The following is a 23,367-nucleotide window of genomic DNA, read 5'->3' as shown; positions in this document are numbered from 1 at the left end:
CTCAGTTCGCGCCGAAGGTGGCGAGGATCCGGCGCGCCTCTTCGGACGCTCCGGCGGAGAGCTCGGTCAGCATCTCGGCCCCGATCGCCTCCAGCCCCGCGCTGAGCGCCGGCGTCGGCTCGCGGATCGCCATGCCGTTATCGGCGAGCTCCTGGGTCTTTTCCATCGCTTCGGCCTCCGACATCTGCCAGCCGCGCTCCTCGGCCGCGGCGGCGGCGGTCATCAGCGCCTCCTGCGTTTCGGCATCCAGCCGGTCGAAGGCGCGCTGGTTCACGACCACGATGTTCTTCGGGATCCAGGCGTTCACCGGCGTGTAGTGGCTCACGAAATCCCACGCGGTGGAACTGACCCCCGTCGAGGGCGACGTCATCATCGCCTCGACCTGTCCGGTGGAGAAGGCCTGCGCGATGTCCGGCGCCTCGACCTGCACGGGGGCGGCGCCTGCAAGCTGCGCGAACTCCTCGAGCTGGGCGTTGTAGGCGCGGAAGCGGAGGCCGGAGAGATCCTCGACCGTCGTGACCTCGCCATTGGTGTAGAGCCCCTGCGCGGGCCACGGGACCGAGAAGAGCGGCATCAGGCCCTGCTCGGCCAGCAGCTCGGCGATCACCGGTTTCTGCGCCGCCCACAGGTTGCGTGCATCCGCGTAGGAGGTCGCGAGGAACGGCTGGCTGTCGAGCGCATAGGCCGCATCCTCGTTCGACAGGCGCGACAACAGGAACTCCCCGATCGGCACCTGCTGCGAACGGATGGCGTTCTTGATCTCCGCATGGGGGAACAGGGAGCCGGCGGAGTGCACGGTGATGTCGAGATCGCCGTTCGTGGCATCGAGCACATCGTTGGCGAACTGCATGATGTTCGCGGTGTGAAAGATGCTGTCGCCATAGGGGGTCGGCATGTCCCAGCTTTGCGCCGCGGCCGGTCCGGCGCAGGCGAGGACGGCGAGGGCCATCAGGTGTTTCATCTGTCCGTGTCTCCCCAAGATCGGTCTGAACCGGAGCGATCTTGGCACGGCTGCGCGAAAACGCAAAAGGGTGAGATGCCGGCCTGCGCGCTACAGCAGGCTGTCGGGCATCTTCTGCTCTGCGGCAAGGTTCGCCCGTCGGAAGACGAGTGTCACGGCCGCCGACACGATCACGATGAAGAGCGAGTAGAGCACCGGCACCGCCATCACCGCCTGCGCCTCGTCCGCGGGCCACGTGAAGGCGACGATGGCCACGGCGAGCGGACCGTTCTGGATCCCCGTCTCCAGCGCCACGGTGCGCGCATTGCGCGGATGCAGTTGCAGCGCGCGGGCGAAGAAGTACCCCACGGTGATGCCGACCAGCCCCAGCCCGATGGAGGCCGCATAGGTCGGCCACCCGGTCGACAACAGGAAACCCCAGTTACGCGGGATCCACGACACGACGAGGAACAGGATGAAGAAGAGCGCGAGCGCGCTGCCCGCAAACTCCGTCACGGCACCGGTATTGGCGTTGATCCGGCGCAGCACCATCCCGACGCCCACCGGGACCAGCAAGAGGACAAGCGTCGCGATCACGTTCTCCCGCGGGATGTCGACGTCGAGCGCCGCGCCGTAGAGCACCAGAACCAGCGGGATCAGCAGCACGCCGAACACCGTGGAGGTCACCGTCATCAGGAGCGATAGCGCGAGATTCCCCTTGGAGAAGTAGGTGAACATGTTCGAGGTCGTCCCGCCCGGCATGCAGGACATGATGAGGATGCCGATCGCCACGACCTCCGGCACCGGCAGCATCAGTGCGAGCAGGAAGCCGATCAGCGGCATGAAGCCGTATTGCGAGACCACGCCCACCATCAGCCCGTAGGGCCGGCGGAAGGCGAGGAGGAAGTCGCGCGGCGTCAGCGACGCGCCCATGCCCAGCATGATGACGAAGATCATCGCGGCCAGAACGGCCTGCTCGAGAGGTCCGACCATCGCTCAGCCCTCCGCCGCCAGCGCCTCGGCGCGGATGTCCTTGCGGAGGATCTTGCCGACATTCGATTTGGGCAAGCTCTCGCGCATCACCACGCGCTTCGGCACCTTGTAGGGGGTGAGATGCGCCTTGCAGTGCGCCCGCAGGTCCGCCGCCGTCAGCGCGGGGTCGCGCAGGACGACATGGGCCTCCACCGCCTCGCCGGTCGCGTCATCGGGCACGCCGATCACCGCCGCCTCCAGCACGCCGGGATGGGAGGCAAGGCAGTTCTCCACCTCGTTGGGATAGACGTTGAAGCCGGAGACGATGACCATGTCCTTCTTCCGATCGACGATGCGGAAATAGCCGTCCTCGTCCCGCACGCCGATGTCGCCGGTCAGGAACCAGCCGTCGCGCATGGTCGCCGACGTCTCCTCCGGCCGGCGCCAGTAGCCTGCCATGACCTGCGGGCCGCGCGCGGCAAGCTCGCCCGCCTCGCCGAGCGGCACCTCGGTCCCGTCCTCGCCGACGCAGCGCACTTCCGTACCCGGCACCGGGATGCCGATGGAGCCGGAGCGCACACGCTCCAGCGGGTTGAAGGTCAGCACCGGCGAGGTCTCCGTCAGGCCGTAGCCCTCCAGCACGGGCCGGCCCGTCACCTCGTGCCATCGCTCGGCCACGGCGGTCTGCAGCGCCATGCCCCCGGCGGAGGCGAACTTGAGGTGCTTCGGCGGCGTGTCCCGAAACCAGGTCTCGTTGGTGAGCCCGTTGAAGAGCGTGTTGACCCCGCTCATCCAGGTGATCCGGTAGTTCTCGAACGCGCGCTTGAGGTTGGAGAGGGGGCGCGGGTTCGGGATCAGGATGTTGCGCGCGCCAAGCCACCAGAAGCCCATCAGGTTCACGGTGAAGGCGAAGACGTGGTAGAGCGGCAGGGCGGTGAGCGCGACCTCCTCCCCGGGCTCCACGCCTTCGATCATTTCCATCGTCTGCTCCATGTTCACCAGCAGGTTGCGGTGGGTGAGCATGGCGCCCTTCGCGGCTCCGGTCGTACCGCCGGTATACTGGAGGACGGCGACGTCGGTGGGCTCGACCGCGGCGCGGTACTCCTCGACCGCCACGTTCTCCTGCGCCTTGCGCCCCGCGGCGAGGGCGGCGGGCAAGCGGACATGGGCGAAGTCGATATCGGGCAGGCTGCGGTCCCAGTACTTCTGGACCAGCCGCACGATGCCGCGCGGGGCCGACGGCAGGAACTCGGCCACCTGCGTGACGATCACGTTAGGGATCGGGTGGCCCTTCATGGCCGCACGCACCTTGTCGGCGAACATGTCCACCACGATCAGCGCGCTCGGCTCGGCATCGGCGAACTGCTTCGCCATCTCCTCCGCCGTGTAGAGCGGGTTGACGTTCACCAGCACGCAGCCTGCCTTCATGACGCCGAAGGCCGCAACGGGGAAGGAGAGGCCGTTTGGCACCTGAAGTGCGACCCGGTCACCCTTGGAGAGGCCGCAGACCTCACGCAGGTAGACTGCCAGCGCATCGGACATCTCGTCCGCCTGCTCGAAGGTGAGCGTGCCGTTCATTCCGTTGGGCAGGCAGCAGGTGAAGGCGGGCTTGCGACCGTGCAGGTGCGCGACCGAGGCCACCATGTCGCCAAGCGTCCGGTAACGCGGAGCCTCGATGTCCCGACGCACCGACGGGCCGTAGAAGGCCGTCCACGGCCTCAGGTCGTCTCTCATCATCCCTCCCCACGGCCCCTTGTTCCAGCGGTCCGGACGTAACGTAGGGACGGCTGCGCCGGAGGCAACGGCAACGGGCGCGGCAGAGGGTCGATGCGGGGGAGTTGGGCTTTGGATGGCGAGGATTGCGTGACCTCGATAGCGACTGGTCACGCGAGTGCCCGATTGGCCGCCAAGCATCGACCCATGAGGAAGCTATCTGTGACCAAGAACACCACTCGGTCCACGAGCCGAGCCCCGCAGGATCAACGCTTTGTAGCCCCCCACGCGGCGTACTCGGTTGAGCAGCGTGACAGGAAAATGGCGGAGACGAAGGGATTCGAACCCTCGAGACGGTTTCCCGCCTACTCCCTTAGCAGGGGAGCGCCTTCGACCACTCGGCCACGTCTCCGTCGACGGGTGTAGCCTGCGGTCGTATCGGAGAACAAGGGGCAAATCGCGCAAGACCGACGACGCGCTCCACAATCCGGGATCGGACGAGAGCTGTTGTCTCCTCGCTACCTTTGTTTTAGTACGCCGTGGAAGCCGCAGCCAGAAATCTAGGCCATCATCCCCTCTCGCGTCGCCCAGTGCAGGGTTTCGTCGAGGCATCGTTCGATGGGGGCGAAGAGTTGGTCGAGTTCGTCCTCGCTGATCGTCATCGGGGGGCAGAAGGCGAGGGTGTCGCCGATGGCGCGGAGGATCACTCCGTGTTCGAGGAGGCGCATGGCGAGGTAGGGGCCGACCTTGCCCACGGGATCGAACATCGCGGTGCCGCCGGGTGTGAGCTCCAGCGCGCCGAGGAGGCCGATGCCGCGGGCCTCGCCAACCAGCGGGTGGTCGGCGTAGCTGCGCAGGCGGCGCTGGAATTCGGGCTCCAGCGCGCGGACGCGGGCGGGGATGTCGCGGCGGCGGTAGATGTCGATGGCCGCAGAGCCGACGGCACAGCCCAAGGGGTGCCCGCCATAGGTGAAGCCGTGGCCGAAGATGCCGACCTCGCCGGTATGGCGCTCGATCACCTCGGCCATCTGCGCGTCGATGGCGACGGCGGAGAGCGGCACGTAGCCGCCGGTGAGCTGCTTTGCCATCGAGATCGCGTTGGGCTTCATGCCGAGGCGCTGGTGCCCGAACCACTCGCCGGTCCGGCCGAAGCCGCAGATGACCTCGTCGGCGATGCAGAGGACGTCATGCTTTGCGAGCACCGGTGTGATCGCCTCGAAATAGCCCTCGGGCGGGGCGATGACGCCGCCCGCACCCATCACGGGTTCGGCGATGAAGGCGGCGACGGTGTCGGGGCCCTCGGCCTCGATCATCTCGTCGAACTCGCGGGCGAGGCGGGCGGAGAAGTCGGCCTCGCTCTCGCCCGGCTCAGCGCCCCGCCAGTGATGGGGCGTCGCGGTGTGGTGGATGCGGTCGACGGGCAGGTCGAAGCTCTTGTGATTGTAGGGCAGGCCCGTGAGGCTGGCGCTGACAATGGAGACGCCGTGATAGCCCTTCACCCGGCTGATGATCTTCTTCTTCTCCGGGCGGCCCATGGCGTTGTTGTAGTACCAGGCGAGCTTGATCTGGGTCTCGTTCGCCTCAGACCCCGAAGACTGGTAGAAGACGCGGGCCATTCCGGGGGCGAGGTCCTTGATCTTCTCGGCCAGCTCGATCGCGGGCTCGTGGGAGCGGCCGCCGAAGAGGTGGTAGTAGGGCAGCTTTTCGAGCTGGGCCTGTGCGGTCTCGATCAGTTCGCGGTCGCCGAAGCCGAGGCCGCAGCACCAGAGACCGGCCATGCCTTCGATGAAGCGGCGGCCCTGGTCGTCATAGACGTAGACGCCCTCACCGCGCTCGATGACATGGGCGCCGACTTCGCGGTGCATGACCGCGTTGGTGTAGGGGTGGAGCAGCGCCTCGACATCGCGGGTCTGCATGTTGGTGAGCGGCTTGGTCATGGCGCGTCCTCCTCTGCCACGAAGCGTGACGGAGGGCGCGGGGCGGGGCAACCCCGCGCCGCGTGATGCGGGCCATTCGGCTCAGAAATCGAAGCTGATCCGCTCCTCGAAGATCGGGCAGTTGTTGTCGCTGCCGTGGGAGACGAGGATGCCGTTGCGCCGCCGCTCGTCGCTCCCGTCGCGGCAGTTGTAGTCGAAGTCGGGCGTGGCCTCGGCGACTTCATCGGTCCAGGCGACGCGGGTGGTGTAGCAGGGCAGGACGGCGGGGGCCGGGCTGTCGGCGCGCACCACGGGGAAGTAGTCGGTGGCGCCGACGAGGCGGGTGCCGGGGATGCGCACGGCCACATCCTCGAACGCATTGTCGAAGACCCTCTCGGACACGCCGTTGCCGCGGACGCGGGCATAGCCACAGACCGCCGTCACGGTGCCCGCTGGGCGCAGCACGGCGTAGAGATCGGCGACGCCGCCGCCGGTGAACTCCCGAAACCGATCGGAGGCGAGCGCGACCTCGGAACTCGCCACGGTCAGGGGCTGGCCGTCGACGAAGGCGCGCTCCCCTCCGCGCGGGACGATCGGGCCGCAGGCGGCGAGCGCTGCAAGGGCGGCGAGGGTGAAACGGGCAAACGGCATGGCGTGATCCTCCTGACTTCTCCTTCATAGTACACCTGCGCGTGCGGAGGGTTCACGCCGGGGCAGTCTCACGATGCGTTGATTGCGCGCGCGCGTTTTCCCATTGTGGACAAACCCGGTCTAAAGGCCGGATCCAACAAGGAGACCCCCAATGACACGTGCGCGCATTCTGGCGACCACGGCGCTCTGCCTCGCAGCAACTACGGCCTCGGCCCAGTTCAGCCTCACTATCCTTCACACCAATGATGTCCACAGCCGGATCGAGCCGATCAACCGCTTCGATTCGACCTGCTCGGCCGAAGACGACGCCGCGGGCGAGTGCTTCGGCGGCGTCGCGCGGGTCAAGACCGCCATCGACGACCTGCGCGCGGCCAACGAGAACGTGCTGGTGATGGATGCCGGCGATCCGTTCCAGGGCTCGCTGTTCTACACCACCTACAAGGGTGCCGCCGCCGTCGAGTTCATGAACGCGACCGGCTACGACGTAATGGCCGTGGGCAACCACGAGTTCGACGACGGCCCGGTGGCTCTGGGCCGGTTCATCGACGCGGCGGAGTTCCCGGTGATCTCCGGCAATATCAGCGTGGGGCAGGAGCCCGAGCTGACCGGCAAGGTCGCGCCCTACGTGATCCTGGAGGTCGGCGGCGAGCAGATCGGCGTGATCTCCGCCCTCGCCACCGACACGGTCGAGACGTCATCGCCGGGGCCGAACGTGATCTTCTCCGACGAGATCGAGGTGCTGCAGCAGCATGTCGATGAGCTCACCGAGCAGGGCGTGACGAAGATCATCGCGCTGACCCATGTGGGCATCACCAAGGATATCGAGATCGCCGAGAGCGTCTCGGGCCTCGACGCGGTGGTGGGCGGGCACTCGCACACCTTCGCGTCCTCCTCGGACCCCGACGCGGAGATGACCTATCCCTATTGGGCGACGGGGCCGGACGGGGACTTCGTGCCGGTCGTCACGGCCTACGCCTACTCGAAGTATGTGGGCGAGCTGCACCTGACCTTCGATGACGATGGCAACGTGATCGACGCGGTGGGCGACACGGTGCTGCTCGATGCGTCCGTGACTGCGGATGAGGGTGTGGCGGCGCGGGTGGCCGAGCTCGCCGGGCCGCTCGACGAGATCCGGGCGGAGGTCGTGGCCGAGACCACGGCGCCCATCGATGGCGACCGCGGGTCCTGCCGGGCGGGCGAGTGCGAGATGGGCAACCTCGTCGCGGATGCCATGCTCGACCGGGTGCGCGACCAGGGCGTGCAGATCGCGATCCAGAACGGCGGCGGCCTGCGCGCCTCCATCGACGAGGGCGAGATCACGATGGGTGAGGTCATGACCGTCCTGCCCTTCCAGAACACGCTCGCCACCTTCGATCTGACGGGGGCCGGCATCGTTGCGGCCCTGGAAAACGGGGTCGGCCAGGTGGAGGACGGTGCGGGCCGTTTCCCACAGGTGTCGGGCCTGCGCTACACTTGGGATCCGGCCGCGGAACCCGGCAGCCGCATTGTGTCGGTTGAGGTTCAGGGGGACGACGGGAGCTTCTCGCCCATCGATCCGGATACAACCTATGGTGTAGTATCCAACAACTATATGCGCGGAGGTGGTGACGGCTACGCAGTATTCGCACAGGACGGGCAAAACGCCTACGACTACGGTCCAGGCCTCGAAGTAGTTGTCGCGGACTATTTGGGGAATCAGGAAGGCTACGTGCCCTATACCGACGGGCGTATCAGCGAGAACTGATACCTCCCCACGATTGTAAAACGCGGCCTGCCCCCACGTTGGGGCAGGCTTTTTATTGACTGATCGCCCCTCATGGCGCATTCCGAAAAGTGCAATGGCGACGGTACATTACGCCCTAATCCGGGCTCTACTTGAACACATTTCGGCCCAGATTGGCCGGTATCCGAGCCATAGCGCGTGGTGAATTTACCACAAATTTGACGCATCAGTGGGGAGTGGGGCCCCCGCGCCAAACGGGACCGTGGGGTCCGGAAGGGGATTTGGGATGGCCATCGGCGACACGACGACGATTCAGGCAGAGCACATGAATCTGAGCGGCGGGTATCAGACCGCCAGCGCACACGGATACACCTACATCGAGAACCGTTCGTCCAACGAGGGCGTCGCCGAGACCGTCTATGACGGCGAGGCGGGCGTCTATGATCTGGACCTGAACGTGTTCGACGAGAACGACGGTGAGGCGGTTGTCGGCGTCTACGTCAACGGCGAGCTGATCGACACGATCACCTTCGATGCCGATTCCAGCGGCGGTTACGTCCGCAACACCAGCACGACCTATACGCTCGAGGGCGTGGAGCTGGAGCCGGGCGACGTGATCGCGCTCGTCGGTCTGCGCGACGATGGCGAGATGGCCCGAATCGACTCGGTCGACCTGACGATGACCGCCGAGCTGCCCGGTGCGGACGGCCCGGTGACGACCGTCGAGATCACCAACGAGACCTTCACGAACGGCGCCGAAGGCTGGAGCGACAACTCCACCGACCAGGATGGCGGCTTCTCCGACATGCTCGGCCGCTTCTCCGGCTCGGATGGCGTGGTCGCGACCGAGAAGACGTTCGACGTGCCCTCGGGCGCCGAGAGCGTGACGATCTCCTTCGACTTCCTGCGCATCGACAGCTGGGATGGCGAGGAGTTCATCGTCACCATCAACGGCCAGCAGATCTCCCTCGGCGAGTTCTGGGCCGGCAATGCAGGCGACCGCTCCGGTGAGGCGGGCGATGTCTCCTGGACGCTGGTCGAGAACGGCGACGCAAGCCAGATCGGCTTCTGGGACGGCAAGAGCTGGACCACCGACCAGGTGCTGACCGTCACCATGACGATCGACAACCCGGGCGACAGCCTGAGCCTCGGCTTCGGCTCCACGCTGAACCAGAGCCTGCGGGACGAGAGCTTCGGCATCGACAACCTCAACATCACGGCAGAGGTCGTGGGCGATCCTGCCGAGCTGGCCGACGATGCCTACGCGACGGACGAGGATACGGGCGTCACGGGCAACCTGCTCGACAACGACACCGGCGTGAGCGAGATCAACAGCCTCTCCGTCGGCGAGATGGGTGAGGAGATCCAGGTCACGACCGCGAACGGCTACACCGGCACGCTGGTTGTGAACGCGGACGGCACCTTCTCCTACACGCCGGGTCCGGATGCGGATGCGATGGGCGAGGGCGAGGCGGACAGCTTCACCTTCGAGTACGGCATCACGTCCACCACCTCGACCTCCGAAACGCACACGATCGACTTCGAGCAGTTCTGCCGCGGTGAGGTCATCACCGACCAGATCGATGGCGTGACGATCTCGGTCTGGGCGCGCAACCCGAACCACAATGAGGGTGTCGACGAAGCGATGATCTTCGACACCGACAACCCGACGGGTGGCGACAGCGATCTTGCGACGGATGATCAGGGCAATGTTCTCATCATTTCCGAGGACAACCAGAGCTGGAACCCGGACGACAACGCGCGCGGTGGCTCCTTCACGCTGGACTTCGACGAGCCGTCGACGGTGGAGCAGCTCACCTGGGTCGACATCGACCACGGCGAGACGAACAAGATCAAGTTCTACGACGCGGCCGGCAACCTGATCACCGAGATGGACGGTCTGACCACCGGCAATGGCGGCCAGGGCACCCAGCAGTTCAACGTGGACGGCGTGTCCAAGATGGTCATCGAGATGTCGGGCTCCGGCGCGATCGACGACATCGTCTACGCCACCGGTGAAGAGGTCACGACGACCGACACCGCCACCGTGACCATCGATATCGCGGGCACCGCGGATGCGGCCCCGGTCGTCACCGTGGACGCGGTCGACGATGCCTACACCGTGACCGAGGACGAGGGCGCGGGCGATGTCGAGGGCAACGTGCTCGACAACGACAGCCGCTCCGACGGCGCCGAGCCGGGCCCGGTGGTCCAGGTTAACGGCCAGGCCGGCAATGTCGGCGAGTGGATCGACCTCACCGAGGGCGGCCGCGTGATGATCAACGCGGACGGTACGATCGACTTCGACGCCAACGGCGACTACGAGTACCTGAACGAGGGTGAGAGCACCCAGGTTCAGCTCGACTACTCCATCGAGGGCCCGATCGACCCGGACTCGCTCACGCAGCAGAACATCCTGTTCGTGGTCGACAAGTCCGGCTCCACCGGTGACCAGTTCGCGGGCACCGCGGTGGGTGACCTGAACGGCGACGGCGTGTCCAACACGATCCTCGACGCGCAGATCGCCTCCTACCAGGCGCTGAGCGCACAGATCGCGGCGCTGGGCTACCCGGCGGACAAGATCAACATCGGCCTCGTGGTCTTCGACGGCTCCCGCCCGGGCGGCGACACCGGCGGCAACGTCACGGGCGATGCACAGATCCTCGGCACCTTCCAGCCGGGCAGCTCGGACCTGAGCGACGCGCTCGCCAGCATCCAGGATGGCGGCTGGACCAACTTCGAATCGGCCCTGTTCGATGCGAACGACTGGTATGCGAGCGTCGATGCGCAGACCACCGACAACAACGTCATGTACTTCCTGTCGGACGGTGCCAACAACACCGGCAGCGGCTTTGGTGACGGCAACCCGGGCGCCGGCGTGCTGGAGCAGGTCCAGGCGCTCTCCTCCGACTACAACACCAAGAACGTTGCGGTCGGCGTCGGCAGCAACGCGGTGCTGGAGCAGCTCAACGACATCGACAACACCGATGGGGCCGAGATCGTCACGACGACCGATGGTCTGACGGCGGCGCTGCTGGAGGGCTTCGAGTTCTCCGATCCGGCGACCGACACGGCAACCGTCACGATCACGATCACGGGTCTCGACGACAACCTGCCGCCGATGGTGGAAATGCAGGAAGCGACCACCGACGAGAACACGCCGGTCTATGGCGACCTTCTCGACGGTGCGACCGATCCGGATGGCGACGTTGTCACGCTCCTGTCCATCGACATCGGTGAGATCGGCCAGCCGATCCAGATCGTCACGGATGGCGGCCGCAACGGTACGCTGACCGTGACGGCGGACGGCCTGTTCGAGTTCGTGCCGGACGGCATCGACCTCGACCTCGGCGAGACCGACACGTTCAGCTTCGGCTTCACCGGCACCGACGGTGAGCTGACCGACAGCAACATCGCCAAGATCACCATCACCGGCCTCAACGACGGTCCGTCGGCGAAGGCCCAGTTCGCGAGCACGGACGAGGCGGCGGCCGACGGCACGCCGAACTCGGTCTCCGGCGACCTGCTGGACGGCGCTTCGGACGCGGATGGCGACACCATCACGCTGAAGGAGATCTCCGTCGGCGAGATCGGCGAGGAAATCTCGATCGTCACCGATGGCGGCAAGACCGGCACGCTGGTCGTGAACCCGGACGGCACCTTCACGTTCACCTCCACCGACAGCTCGATGGATGTGAACGAGACGGACACCTACACGTTCGAGTTCACCGTGTCCTCTTCGGGCGGCACGACCGAGCAGACCGACACGCAGACGGCGACCATCACCATCAACGGCCTGAACGACGCCCCGGTGGCGATCGACCAGGCGGTCGAGACCAACGAGCAGAACGACCAGGGTCTGGAGAACTCCGTCTCCGGCGACCTGCTCAACGGTGCCTCGGACGTGGATGGCGACGTGGTGTCCCTGTCCTCCACCTCGATCGGTGCGGTGGGCGAGACGGTTTCGGTCACGACGGACGGCGGCAAGACCGGCGACCTGACGATCAACGCCGACGGTACGTTCACCTTCACCTCGACGGACGAGAGCCTCGACAAGGGTGAGACGGACACGCTGACCTTCACCTTCACGGTGGAATCCTCAGGCGGCACCACCGTCCAGACGGACGAGGCCACCGCGGTCGTGACGATCAACGGCGTGAACGTGGCTCCGGTCGCGGTCGACTATGCCGGCACCATCTCGGAGCAGAACACCGAGGGTCTCGTCAGCGAGATCACGGGCAACCTGCTTGACGGTGCGACCGACCAGGACGGCGACGCGGTTTCGCTCTTCTCCACCACGCTCGGTGCGATCGGCGAGACGGTCGAGGTCACGACCTCGAATGGCAAGACGGCGCTGCTCACGGTCAACGCGGATGGCACGTTCACGCTGGTATCCACCGATGACAGCATGGACCTGACGGAGACCGACACGGTCGAGTTCGACTTCACGGTCGTCTCCTCCGGCGGCGTCACCGATCAGTTCGACACCAAGTCGGCGACGATCACCATCGAAGGTGTGAATGTCGGCCCGGTGGCGGAGGACAAGGTCTACGACGTCTTCGAAGCCAACGCGGAAGGTCTGGAGAGCTCGGTTTCCGGCGATCTGCTGGAGGCGGCCACGGATGCGGATGGCGACGCGATCGCGCTGAAGTCCACGACGCTCGGCACCATCGGTGAGCGCGTCGCGGTCGTGACGGATGGCGGCCGCGACGGCTTCCTGACGATCAACGCCGACGGCACCTTCACCTTCGAATCGGCCAGCGACGACCTCGATCTGGGTCAGTCGGACACGATCACCTTCGACTTCGAGGTGGTGTCCAGCGGTGGCGCGGTCGAGCAGACCGACACCAAGACGGCGACGATCAACATCAACGGCGTCAACGTGCCGCCGGTGGCCGTCGACAAGGCCGCGACCATCAACGAGGACGAGAAGGCCCAGTTCAACCTGCTGGTCGATGCGTCCGACGCGGATGGCGACGAGGTCACGCTGATGGGCATCAGCGACGGTCTGGTGGTCTCCGACGGTGCGATCGTCCGAAACGACGTGATCACCGATGGTGGCCGGACCGGTACGCTGACGGTGCTCTCCGATGGCCGGGTCATCTTCGACCCGTCGGTCGAGATGGCGGAGGACATGAACACGGGCGACACCGACACGTTCACGTTCACCTTCACGGTCGCGTCCTCCGACGGCGGCGTGGTCCAGACGGACACGAAGACGGCGACGATCACGATCCTCGGCGAAGACGAGAACAACCCGCCGCAAGCGACGGGCGAGGTTCTCACCATCAACGAGGACGAGATCGCATCGAGCGAGATCTTCGGCGACACGCCGCTGGCCACCGATCCGGATGCCGGCGACAGCCTGGACCTCATCGAGATCAACGGGCAGGCCTTCACGGCGGGCTCCGAGATCACGCTGACCTCGCAGGAGAACAACTACGACGGTACGCTGGTGGTCAACGCCGACGGCACCTTCAGCTTCGATCCGGGCGACAGCTTCCTTGCGCTGAACCAGGGTGAGACGGAGACGGTGACCTTCGACTACACGGTCGCGGACCAGGCGGGTGAGACGGCTAGCGCCACGATCACCATCGAGGTCAACGGCCTGTCGGATGAGCCCGGTGCCGACGTCAACGTGATCTTCCTGATCGATGCGTCGACCTCGATGTTCGTCAACAACTCGAACGCGACAGTGGATCGCAACGTTGACGGCAGCTACAGCTCGATCGATCTTGCGATCGGGACGGCCAATGCAGTCGCAGAGGGCGCTTTCCTGGTCTATGACCTCTTCGAACCGGATCTGTCACTCGAGACATCTTTCTACGCTTACGGCGATCTGGTTGATCAGGTGAATATGCCGGAGGACATTCAAATCGCTCGGGGTGATGGTTCTGATCTTGGTGCGGCGCTGGAATACCTTCAGACACAGCTCGATCCGAATGCACGCAACCACATCTATATCCTGACGGACAGCTACACGACGGATACGGGTGCTCAGGAAGCGTACGATGCACTGACGGCCGATTGGAACGCGGACATCGAGGCAATCGCAATTGGATCCGACGGTGGCACGCTGACGGCGCTGGAGGGCTTGGACGCGGACGACGTCGTGTCTCAGGTGGCCAAAGAGCTCGATATCATCGCGGTTTCTCTGGACGAAGAGATTGCGCTCGAGGACGACCTGTTCGCCCTCACCTGATCTTCGCATTGGAGGGGACAAGAAAGAGGGGCGCGGCCGGTTGGCCGCGCCCCTTCGCTTTGGGTCAGGCGCTTCTCAGGACTGGAGCAGGGCGACGACGCCCGCGATGATCAGGATGATCAGCACGGCGAAGGCGATCTTCCACGGCGACCAGGGGCGCTCGCCCGCCACGGCGCCGGTGCGGGCGTTCACGACGAAGCGGTAGCTCTTGCCCCGGAAGCGGTAGGCGGCGATCCAGACCGGCATCAGGACGTGCTTGAAGCTCTCGTCGCTCAGCGTCATGCGCATGTCGTCGATCCGCTGGCGATCGCCGCCGATATCGCGGCGGATGAGCTGGCGGACGCCTTGCTCCATCTCCTGCTGGCCGAGCCGCTGTGCCTCGGCGAGGTCGATCGAGTAGCCCTCCGCCCGGAAGCCCGCGAGGAACTGCGGCTGGTAGGGCTCGAGTGCGGACAGATCGAACTGCGCGATGCGCCGCATGTGGGTGTCGGGAATGGTGCGGGAGCCCGGCACCAGCACGTCGTCGAAGAAGTGGGAGACGTGGCCGGAGACGTTGCGCCACTTCACCTCCGTCACCGTCCGCTTCTTGTCGCCGCTGCCGACGGTGCGGCGGTACTCGGTTCCGCGCTGGCCGCGATAGGGTGTCTCGGTCTGGGCGTCGAAGGTCCAGAAGGGCAGGTAGATCCCCTGCAGCCGGTGATCTGAGCGGGCGTATTCTTTGAGCGCATTCGGCGCGAACCACAGCCCCTTCAACCACTTGCGCAGCGCATCGCGCCCCGCGTCGTTGTCGAGGGTGAAGGGCAGGACGCCGCGCGGCTTGATGTGGCGATGCTGGCCGGTGTCGGCGACCACGGGGGAGGCGCAGAACGGGCACTCGGCGGCGTGTTCGTTGGGGTCGAACTCGACCTGCGCGCCGCAGCTCGTGCAGTTGAGGACCCGCGTGATCTCCATCGCGGCCTCGGGCACGTGACCGGCGAGCGCCTCGCGCAGCGGGAGCTCCTCGACCGCCTGCACGTCCCAGGGGGACAGCGCGCCGAGCGGTTCGACCGCGCCACAGTGGTCGCATTTGAGGTGCCGCTCGCCGGGCGCATAGCGCAGGTCCGACCCGCATGTGTGACACGGGAAGCGGTGCGTCTCGATCTCCGCCATGGGATCAGCCGCCGGTGGAGGGCGGTGCCGGCGGCGGGGGAGGGGGCGGCGGGGGCATCACCGTGAAGAGCTGGGCGAGCTCGTTGATCTCACCCGCCTTGGTCCAGCCATCGGCCCCGGCGGTCCAGACCAGCGTGTCGCGGGTGAGCGTGCCCTCCTGCGCCATGCGGCCGAGCTTCGCCTTGGAATAGGGGCCGTGGGTCTGTCCGTTCTCCGCGATGTGCCAGACATGCTCGACCGGCGGGGGCGGCGGGGCGGCCGCGGCGCTGGGGGCCGAGCCCCAAGGGCCGGTCTGCGCCATCTGGTGCGCCATGCCCATGCCCATCCCCATACCAAGCCCGGCGCCCATTCCGCCGCCCGGGTTCTTCGCGGCCTCGGCCATGGCCTCGGCGGCCTGGTACTGGGTGTACTTGCCCAGATCGCCGATCACGCCCATGGAGGTGCGGCGGTCCATCGCCTCCTCCACCGCCTGGGGCAGGGAGATGTTCTCGATCATCAGCATCGGCAGCTCGATGCCGTATTCGGCCACCTCCGGCGCGATCTTGGCGGCGACGAACTTCGCGAGGTCCTCCGTGTTTGCCGCCATGTCGAGCACGGGGATGCCGGAGCCTGCCACCGCCGCCGAGAAGCGGGAAACGATAATGTTGCGGAGCTGGTAGGTGATCTCGTCCGTGGTGAACTCGCCATCCGTGCCCACGATCTCGCTGATGAAGCGGCCGGGGTCGGTCACGCGCACGGTATAGGTGCCGAAGGCGCGCAGGCGCACCGGGCCGAACTCCGGATCGCGGCACATGATCGGGTTCTTCGTGCCCCATTTGAGGTCCGTGAACCGGGTGGTGGCGACGAAGTAGATCTCCGACTTGAAGGGCGACTGGAAGCCGTGGTCCCAGTGCTGCAGCGTCGTGAGGATCGGCATGTTGTTGGTCTCGAGCATGTAGAGACCCGGCGGGAACACGTCCGCGATCTGGCCCTCATGCACGAAGACGGCGGCCTGCCCCTCGCGCACGGTGAGTTTCGCGCCGTACTTGATCGCGTGGCCCTCCCGCTCGAAGCGGTGGACCATCTTGGCGCGGTTGTCCTCGGTCCAGTGGATGACGTCGATGAACTCGCCGCGCAGGAAGTCGAAGATGGGCATGGGTGGATCCTCGTTCTTTGTGGGGCTCCCCCCTCCCTAACCCTCCCCCCGCGGGGGGAGGGGATTGGCCGGTCGAGAGGATGTGCCTTCCTCCCCCGGGGGAGGGGACCTGGAAGGCTCAGATCTGTTGCGCGGTCGGCTGGGCGACGTTCTGGGACTTGGCCGCGGCGAGCGTTTCCTTGAGCTTTTGCTCCATGGCCTGCAGCTCGGCCTCGGCGGCGGCGCGCTTGGCCTTACCCTCGTCGGCGATCTGGAGGCTCTCCTGGATCGTGTCGATCAGGCGCTGGTTCGCCTCCTTCACCACCTCGATGTCGAAGACGCCGCGCTCCATCTCCTGACGGATCTCGCGGTTGGCCTCCTGCAGGTTCTCCGCGTTCTGGCGCAGGAGGTCGTTCGTGAGGTCATTGGCGTCGCGCACCGCGGCCCCGGCCTCGCGGGAGCGGTGGATGGCGATGCCCTGGGCGAGCTGGTTCTCCCACAGGGGCACGGTATTCACGAGGGTCGAGTTGATCTTGGTGACGAGGCTCTTGTCGTTTTCCTGCACCAGCCGGATCGAGGGGAGGGACTGCATCGTCACCTGCCGGGTGAGCTTGAGATCGTGGACCCGGCGTTCGAGGTCGTCGCGGGCGGCCCGCAGGTCGCGCAGCTCCTGCGCCTTCATCACGCCCTGATCCTCGGGCGCGGCCTCGACCTCGGCGGCCTTGGCGGGGATGTCCTGCGTGTCGAGCTGCTCCAGCTTCGCCTCACCGGCGGCGATGTAGAGGGCGAGCTCATCGTAGAAATCGAGGGTCTTCTCGTAGAGCAGGTCGAGGGACTTGATGTCCTTCAGGAGCGTATGCTCGTGCTCCAGCAGATCCTCGGTGATGCTGTCGATCTGGCCCTGCACCTCCTCGAACTTCGCGGTGAAGTTGGCGAGCGGGGTGGCGCGGCCCATCAGCCGCTCCCAGAAGCTGCGCTTGCGGTTGGGGTCGAGCTCGTTGGCGGAGAAGCCGCGCAGGGACGATACCATCTCGCGCAGGGAATTGCCCGCCGGACCCACATCCTTGTTGCGCACGCCGGCGAGCATCTGCTGGGAGATCGCCTGAAGTTCTGTCTGCGCGCCCGAGCCGAAGCGGATGATCGACTGGGTGTCGGTCATGTCGAGCTCGGCCACGCGGCGCTGCACCTCGTCCTGCGGCAGGGTGGCGGGCAGCGGGGCTTCGGGGGCGGGTTCGGGCAGGAGGGTGGCGGTCACCATCTCTGCTTCACGCAGGGCAACCTCGGCCTTGGCTCGGGTCGTCTCGGACATGGGATCACTCCGTGTTGGTCGTGGGGCGGACGCCCTCTTGTTGCAGGCGGTCGCGCAGCACCTCGATCTCGATGTCGAGGGCGCTGCGGTCGTTCTCGATCAGGGTGGCGGACTTCGCCTGAAAGCGGCTCTCCAGATCGTCGAGGAGGGCGAGGTAGTCGTCGCGGGCCGCTGTGTCTCGATTGCGGCTCCAGAGATCGGCGAAGCGGGCGGTCGCGTCGCGCGCGCCGGAGAGGTAGACGCCGAGATAGCGGCGCGCACCGGCGAGGTCCCTCGGATCCTCCTCGATCCGGCGGAACATGGCGCGGGCGGTGGCGGCGAAGCGTTCGACGCGGTTGGCGATGCCGCGGTCGCGGATGCGGGCGGCCTGTTCGGTCAGCTCGGCCAGCAGCCCCTCGGCCCGGTCCACGGCGGTGGCGACGCGGTCGCGGTCGAACTCCGACTGGTCGTCGAGGCCCTTCGCCTTCATCGGGTCGAGGCCGAAGGCGAGGAGATGCGCCGCGGTGGCGAGCGCGCCGTAGACCACGCCGGGAACAAGCCCAATGCCCCAGCCGAAGGCGGCGCCAAGGGCGACCCCGGCGCCGAGGGCCACGCCGCCGATGATCTTGCGCGGGGTGCCCGGCGGGCGGGCGACGGCGCGGGCGAGATAGGCGTCCTCCGCCTTCAGCCCCTCGCGGGTCAGCCAGACGCCGCTCGCCATCAGGGCGAAGGCGCCGAGCTCGCTGACCATGGCCACCGCGTCGCCCGATCCGATCTCGAGGATCCCCGCGACCAGCATCGGCGCGCTCGCCAGCGACAGGAGCGAGAGGCGCGCAGTCCAGCGCCGCACCTGGCGGCCGGAGAGGGGGGCGGGTGCGTCCGACCCCGACGGGGGCGGGGTGGCACCGGGGCTGTACTTGCCTCCGAAACGCTGCGCCATCAGAGGGTTGCCCCGAACGCGCTGAAGGAGACGACCGCAACGAGGACGATCAGGACGATCATCGCGATGCGGCGGGTCGCGTTGCGGCTCATTCGGGCGGCCCCTCTCCTTCGTTCGGTTTGAGGATAAGCATTTCGGCCCCGCGAAACTACCCCACCGTCAGGGGGCGGCCTTCTGTACCAGCTTGGCGCGGTGGGCGCGGACCTTCTCCAGCTTGCGGCGGTAGCCGGTCTGGAGGATCTGCACGATGAAGAGGACGACGACCGAGAAGTAGAAGGTGGATTTCGACATCGCCACGACCTCGTAGCCCAGAAGGTGCATGTGCGCCTGGTGACCGCCCTCGCCCAGGAGCACGACACCGACGATGAGCAGGACCATCAGGCCAAGGACCTCGTACATCCGGTTCTTCTCGATGAAGCTCGACACGTCGTCGGCGAGCAGGAGCATCGCGGCGCCGGAGGCGAGGATTGCTATGGCAAGCACCGGGAAGACATCGGTGATCGCGATCGCCGACAGGATGGAGTCGAAGCTGAAGATCAGGTTCATGAAGACGATGAGCGCGATGACCGAGGCCGCCGACTTGCGCTTCGCCCCGTTCACGCCCTCCTCCAGATGATCGACGGAGAGGAGGTGCGAGATCTCCTTGACGGCCGTGTACATGATGAAGCCGCCGCCGAAGAGGAAGACCACGGTGGCGAAGGTGAAGTCGCCAGTGATCACCCCCTCCCAGTTGAGGGAGAAGAGCGGCTCGGACAGCGCCTCCAGCAACTGGATCATGATGAAGAGGAGCACGATGCGCAGGGCGATGGCGATCAGGATGCCGAGCCGCCGCACGCGGGCCTGATCGGCGGCGGGCGCGCGCTGCGACTCGATGGAGATGTAGAGCAGGTTGTCGAAGCCCAGCACGGCCTGCAGGAATATGAGCATTACAAGGTTGCCGAGATTTTCGAACGACAGAAGTTCCATTGTGAGACCTTTTCGGAGGATTTACTGGAGCACAGCGAGCAAAATACTGAATTGACGTCCGTTTTCCGTTGTTCCGCCGGGCTTGTCATCTGAAATTGCGGTAGCCCGCGTTGAAACGAAGCATTGTGTCCGCTACACTCTGCTTACCCTGATGGCCAATCAGTGGGCCCCGAGGGGCGTGCAGTACGGTTGACGGGACAATAGAAGGCCGGGCGGCGTTGCTCCGGTCACACTGCTCAAGGACCGTCAGAAATGGCTAAAGGCATCGTCAAGTGGTTCAATTCCGAGAAGGGCTACGGCTTCATTCAGCCTGAAGAGGGCGGCAAGGACGTGTTCGTGCACATCTCCGCTGTTCAGCAGGCCGGCCTTCAGTCCCTTCAGGATAACCAGCCGATCCAATACGAACTCATCGACGGGCGCGATGGCCGCAAGAGCGCGGGCAACCTGGTCGTCTGAACCTTTTTCCCTCCGGAAAGCGCGAACACGGGGTGCCTCGGGTGCCCCGTTTTCATGTTTGGGGTGAAGATGCTTAGGGCCGCGCCCGACCTGGAGGGCGCTTGCGGGACGGGATTGATGGGTCCGCGCCCTCAAGCATTCACGGCATGACTTTTGCGTCCGACATCGCCAACGCGCCCTCCGAGGGGAGGTCGGGCGCGGCCCGGCCTTTCGGCCGGGCGGACGGCTTGAGCGAAGCTGTGCCTGTCGCTTCCGGGACGCCTCTTACTCCCGCCGCTGGTGCCGCAGGAACAGCCCAAGTGCGATGACCGTCAGCACGGCGGAGGCCACGAACGGCATTGACGGCTCGTAGAAGAGCGCATCCTCCCCGGTGAACCGCTCGAAGAGTGCCGTCATGATCAGCGGCGTCACGATCGCCGCGACCGCCTGCAGGGAGGAGACGACGCCCTGCAGCTCACCCTGCCGGTCCTCCGCCGTGGCACTCGACATGATCCCCTGCAGCGCGGGCATCACCACCATCCCCAGCGCCGAGAGGGGCAGGAAAGCGAAGAGCCAGCCGGTGTTCGGCACCCACACCAGCAGGAGATAGACCACCGCATTCATGCCCAGCCCGGCTGCGGCCACGACCGGTGCGCTGAACCGCGCGAGCGCCACACGGATCAACCCGCCCTGCACGAGCGCCGCGCACAGGCCGAAGGCGGCGAGCGACAGGCCGACGAGGCCCACGTCCCAGCCGAACTTCTCCTGCGTCCAGTAGCTCCAGACCACCGGGTAGACGTTTGACCCGATCATGTAGAGGAGGAGCACCGCCAGAAGCTCCCGGATCCCCGGCAGGCGGTGGACTCGCGCCAGCGCCTTGAACGGATTGCCCTGGGAGAGGACGAAGGCCCGGCGCTTTTCCACCGGCAGCGGCTCGGGTGCCACGAGATAGCCGAAGAGCGCGTTGGCGAGCGCAAGTACTCCGGCAGCGAAGAACGGCGCCTGCGGGCCGAGCTGGCCCAGAAGCCCGCCGATGACGGGGCCGAGGATGAAGCCGATGCCGAAGCTCGCGCCGACGATGCCGAAATTCGCCGCCCGCTTCTCGGGTGGGGAGATGTCGGCGATCACCGCGTTCGCTGTGGCATAGGTGGCTCCGGTGATCCCGCTGATCGTGCGGGCGACGAAGAGCAGCCAGATCGAGCCCGCAAAGCCCATGATCAGGTAGTCGATCCCCATCGCCGTCAGCGACAAGAGCATCACCCGCCGCCGCCCGAACCGGTCCGACAGATTGCCGACGGTGGGCGAGAACAGGAACTGCATCGCGGCATAGGTGAAGCCGAGCGCCCCGCCCCAGAGTGCGGCGTCCGACAGGCCCTGGCCGGTGAGGTCCCGGATCAGGTCGGGCATCACCGGCAGGATCAGCCCGATCCCCATGGAATCGATCACGACCGTGAAGATCACGAAGAGAAACGGAAGGCGGGACTTCATGGGCGGAATGTCCTAGAGAAGAGGCCCGATCTCTAACCGATTTCCGCCATGGCCGCACATCTTCTTCTGGGTCAGACCCTCCGTTTCCGCTCGAATCCGTTCCACGATGGGCCCGACGCCGCCGAGCACCTGAGCCGCGGTGCGGTGCTTATCCGTGACGGTCGAATCGCGGCGTTGGGCGATGCGGAGGCGCTGCGGGCGGAGGCGCCGGACGTGCCGGTCACGGACCATGGCGCGGGGCTCATACTCGCCGGTTTCGTCGATTGCCATGTGCACTATCCGCAGACGGGCATCATCGCGAGCTGGGGCCGGCGGCTGATCGACTGGCTGAACTCCTACACGTTCCCGGAGGAGATGCGCTTCGGCGATCCGGACTACGCGGCGCGGATGGCGGAGCTCTACCTCGATTTCTCGCTGGCCAACGGCATCACCACGGCCGCGAGCTACTGCACAATCCATCCCGAGAGCGTGGAGGCGCTGTTCGCGGCGGCCGAGGCGCGGGGCATGCGCATGGTCGCGGGCAAGGTGATGATGGACCGCAACGCGCCCGACGGCCTGCGCGACGATCCGCAGACCGGCTACGATCAGTCGAAGGCGCTGCTGGAGCGCTGGCATGGCCGCGGGCGGCTGAGCTACGCCGTCACGCCGCGGTTCGCGCCGACCTCGACACCCGACCAGCTCGACGCGGCGGGCAGCCTGTGGGCCGAGCATCCCGACTGCGCGATGCAGACCCATCTGAGCGAACAGCGGGAGGAGATCGCCTGGATGCGTGAGCTCTTCCCCGACCACCCCGACTACCTGTCGGTCTACGAGACCCACGGACTGGTCGGCGAGGGCGCCGTGATGGGCCACGCGATCCACCTGACGGACCGGGAGCGGGCGAGCCTGGTGGAGACCGGGACGGGTGTCGCCCATTGCCCGACCTCGAACACCTTCATCGGCTCGGGGCTCTGCGACGTGCGCGGGCTGGTGGGGCAGGGGGTGCCGGTGGGGCTTGCCACGGATGTGGGCGGCGGCTCCAGCTTCTCGATGTTGCGCACGATGGCCGCGGCCTACGAGATCGGGCAGTTGCGCGGCGACGCGCTGCATCCGGCGGAGCTGCTGTGGCTCGCGACCGAGGGCTCCGCGCAGGTGCTGCGGCAGGCGCGGCACGTGGGCAACCTGGAGGTGGGGCGCGAGGCGGATCTGCTGGTGCTCGACCTCGCCTCGACGCCGGTGATCGCGGAGCGCGCGGGGCGCGCCGGCGACATCTGGGAGGCCCTGTTCCCGACGATCATGCTGGGCGACGACCGCGCGGTGGCGCAGGTTTACGTGAACGGCGCACCGGTGGGGTGAGGGAGGCAGTACCTCGTAACGGCCTCAGAGCCCGAACTCCCCGGGATATTTGGACAGAGAAGAAGATGGCGAAGCGACCCAAGGATCGGACGTGGCGTTCCCTCGACGAGGTCCTGCAGTCGACGGTCGACACGCTCTTCCCGCACAAGATGGGAAAGCACCAGGTCAAGGTGAACAGCCGTGACAGTTGCGGGGACACGCCGCTCCACGTGATCGTCCGGCGCGGTGATCTCCATGGTGTCCGCCTGCTCATCGAGGCTGGTGCGGACGTGAACGCCATCGGGGATATGGGCGAGACCCCGCTGCACGTCGCCGTCGGGCAAGGCAGCCCGGACGTCGTGGAGGCCCTGCTGCGCGCCGGAGCACGCGACGACATCCGCAGCGAGTTCGACGACACCCCGCGGGAGAAGATGGAGCAGTTCCACCCGGAGCTGAAGCGGCTCCTCGACCCCAAGTGGCAGGATTGGTAGGGGGCGGCGCTCCCCGTTACGGAGCAAGGCCGCGCCGCCCCGCTTGAACCCGCCCCGCGCGGGCG

The 23,367-nt window shown here is 66.5% G+C and carries 16 protein-coding genes and 1 tRNA gene; 5 read left to right on the top strand and 12 right to left on the bottom strand.

Going from position 1 to position 23,367, the window contains the following annotated elements:
* Window position 1 precedes the first annotated feature (1 nt).
* From I0K15_RS03620 to I0K15_RS03595, 6 genes are all read right to left on the bottom strand, one after another.
* Window positions 2-961 (bottom strand): TRAP transporter substrate-binding protein, encoded by a 960-nt coding sequence (locus I0K15_RS03620; RefSeq protein WP_196104069.1) that lies wholly within the window; start codon window positions 959-961, stop codon window positions 2-4.
* A 90-nt stretch (window positions 962-1,051) separates the two neighbouring features.
* Window positions 1,052-1,933 carry a bile acid:sodium symporter gene (locus tag I0K15_RS03615; protein WP_196104068.1) on the bottom strand — a complete coding sequence of 294 codons (882 nt, stop codon included), beginning with the start codon at window positions 1,931-1,933 and terminating at the stop codon, window positions 1,052-1,054.
* A gap of 3 nt (window positions 1,934-1,936) precedes the next feature.
* The gene (locus tag I0K15_RS03610) at window positions 1,937-3,646 is read right to left on the bottom strand and encodes an AMP-binding protein (RefSeq protein ID WP_196104067.1); all 1,710 of its coding nucleotides are present in this window, start codon (window positions 3,644-3,646) and stop codon (window positions 1,937-1,939) included.
* Window positions 3,647-3,947: 301 nt separating this feature from the next.
* Window positions 3,948-4,037: transfer RNA gene (locus tag I0K15_RS03605), tRNA-Ser, on the bottom strand.
* A gap of 148 nt (window positions 4,038-4,185) precedes the next feature.
* Window positions 4,186-5,562 (bottom strand): aminotransferase, encoded by a 1,377-nt coding sequence (locus I0K15_RS03600; protein WP_196104066.1) that lies wholly within the window; start codon window positions 5,560-5,562, stop codon window positions 4,186-4,188.
* 81 nt (window positions 5,563-5,643) lie between these two features.
* Window positions 5,644-6,192, bottom strand: coding sequence for a hypothetical protein (locus I0K15_RS03595; RefSeq protein ID WP_196104065.1), 549 nt, complete (start codon window positions 6,190-6,192; stop codon window positions 5,644-5,646).
* Window positions 6,193-6,343: 151 nt separating this feature from the next.
* Between I0K15_RS03595 and I0K15_RS03590 the strand changes: the two genes are divergently transcribed.
* Together I0K15_RS03590 and I0K15_RS03585 are read left to right on the top strand one after the other, a co-directional pair.
* Complete coding sequence (locus I0K15_RS03590; RefSeq protein ID WP_196104064.1) at window positions 6,344-7,936, top strand: bifunctional metallophosphatase/5'-nucleotidase; 1,593 nt, start codon at window positions 6,344-6,346, stop codon at window positions 7,934-7,936.
* Window positions 7,937-8,201: 265 nt separating this feature from the next.
* Window positions 8,202-14,117, top strand: coding sequence for an Ig-like domain-containing protein (locus tag I0K15_RS03585; protein WP_196104063.1), 5,916 nt, complete (start codon window positions 8,202-8,204; stop codon window positions 14,115-14,117).
* A 75-nt stretch (window positions 14,118-14,192) separates the two neighbouring features.
* Here I0K15_RS03585 and I0K15_RS03580 read toward each other — a convergent pair whose 3' ends face one another.
* The 5 genes from I0K15_RS03580 to I0K15_RS03560 form a co-directional block, all read right to left on the bottom strand.
* On the bottom strand, window positions 14,193-15,266 hold the full coding sequence (locus I0K15_RS03580) for a TFIIB-type zinc ribbon-containing protein (RefSeq protein WP_196104062.1): 1,074 nt from the start codon (window positions 15,264-15,266) through the stop codon (window positions 14,193-14,195).
* 4 nt (window positions 15,267-15,270) lie between these two features.
* Window positions 15,271-16,401: an SPFH domain-containing protein gene (locus I0K15_RS03575; RefSeq protein ID WP_196104061.1), complete on the bottom strand. Its 1,131-nt coding sequence runs from the start codon at window positions 16,399-16,401 to the stop codon at window positions 15,271-15,273.
* A gap of 118 nt (window positions 16,402-16,519) precedes the next feature.
* Window positions 16,520-17,689, bottom strand: coding sequence for a toxic anion resistance protein (locus tag I0K15_RS03570; protein WP_196104060.1), 1,170 nt, complete (start codon window positions 17,687-17,689; stop codon window positions 16,520-16,522).
* 4 nt (window positions 17,690-17,693) lie between these two features.
* Window positions 17,694-18,608 (bottom strand): 5-bromo-4-chloroindolyl phosphate hydrolysis family protein, encoded by a 915-nt coding sequence (locus tag I0K15_RS03565; protein ID WP_196104059.1) that lies wholly within the window; start codon window positions 18,606-18,608, stop codon window positions 17,694-17,696.
* Between the two features lie 159 nt (window positions 18,609-18,767).
* Window positions 18,768-19,535: a TerC family protein gene (locus I0K15_RS03560; protein WP_230374277.1), complete on the bottom strand. Its 768-nt coding sequence runs from the start codon at window positions 19,533-19,535 to the stop codon at window positions 18,768-18,770.
* A 291-nt stretch (window positions 19,536-19,826) separates the two neighbouring features.
* Between I0K15_RS03560 and I0K15_RS03555 the strand changes: the two genes are divergently transcribed.
* The gene (locus tag I0K15_RS03555; protein ID WP_196104057.1) at window positions 19,827-20,030 is read left to right on the top strand and encodes a cold-shock protein; all 204 of its coding nucleotides are present in this window, start codon (window positions 19,827-19,829) and stop codon (window positions 20,028-20,030) included.
* A gap of 264 nt (window positions 20,031-20,294) precedes the next feature.
* On the opposite strand, the gene I0K15_RS03550 is transcribed toward I0K15_RS03555, so the two are convergent.
* Entirely contained in the window at window positions 20,295-21,497 is a 1,203-nt protein-coding gene (locus tag I0K15_RS03550) for a TCR/Tet family MFS transporter (RefSeq protein WP_196104056.1), read from the bottom strand.
* A 48-nt stretch (window positions 21,498-21,545) separates the two neighbouring features.
* Between I0K15_RS03550 and guaD the strand changes: the two genes are divergently transcribed.
* Together guaD and I0K15_RS03540 are read left to right on the top strand one after the other, a co-directional pair.
* Window positions 21,546-22,832, top strand: a complete 1,287-nt coding sequence (guaD, locus tag I0K15_RS03545) for a guanine deaminase (RefSeq protein ID WP_196104055.1) — start codon at window positions 21,546-21,548, stop codon at window positions 22,830-22,832.
* Window positions 22,833-22,897: 65 nt separating this feature from the next.
* Entirely contained in the window at window positions 22,898-23,302 is a 405-nt protein-coding gene (locus I0K15_RS03540; protein ID WP_196104054.1) for an ankyrin repeat domain-containing protein, read from the top strand.
* The last annotated feature ends 65 nt before the right edge of the window (window positions 23,303-23,367 follow it).

The organism is Pontivivens ytuae (genome assembly GCF_015679265.1).
Taxonomy (GTDB): Bacteria; Pseudomonadota; Alphaproteobacteria; order Rhodobacterales; family Rhodobacteraceae; genus Pontivivens; species Pontivivens ytuae.
The sequence above is the reverse complement of the archived record's forward strand: the minus strand, read 5'-3'. Positions and strand labels throughout refer to the sequence as shown.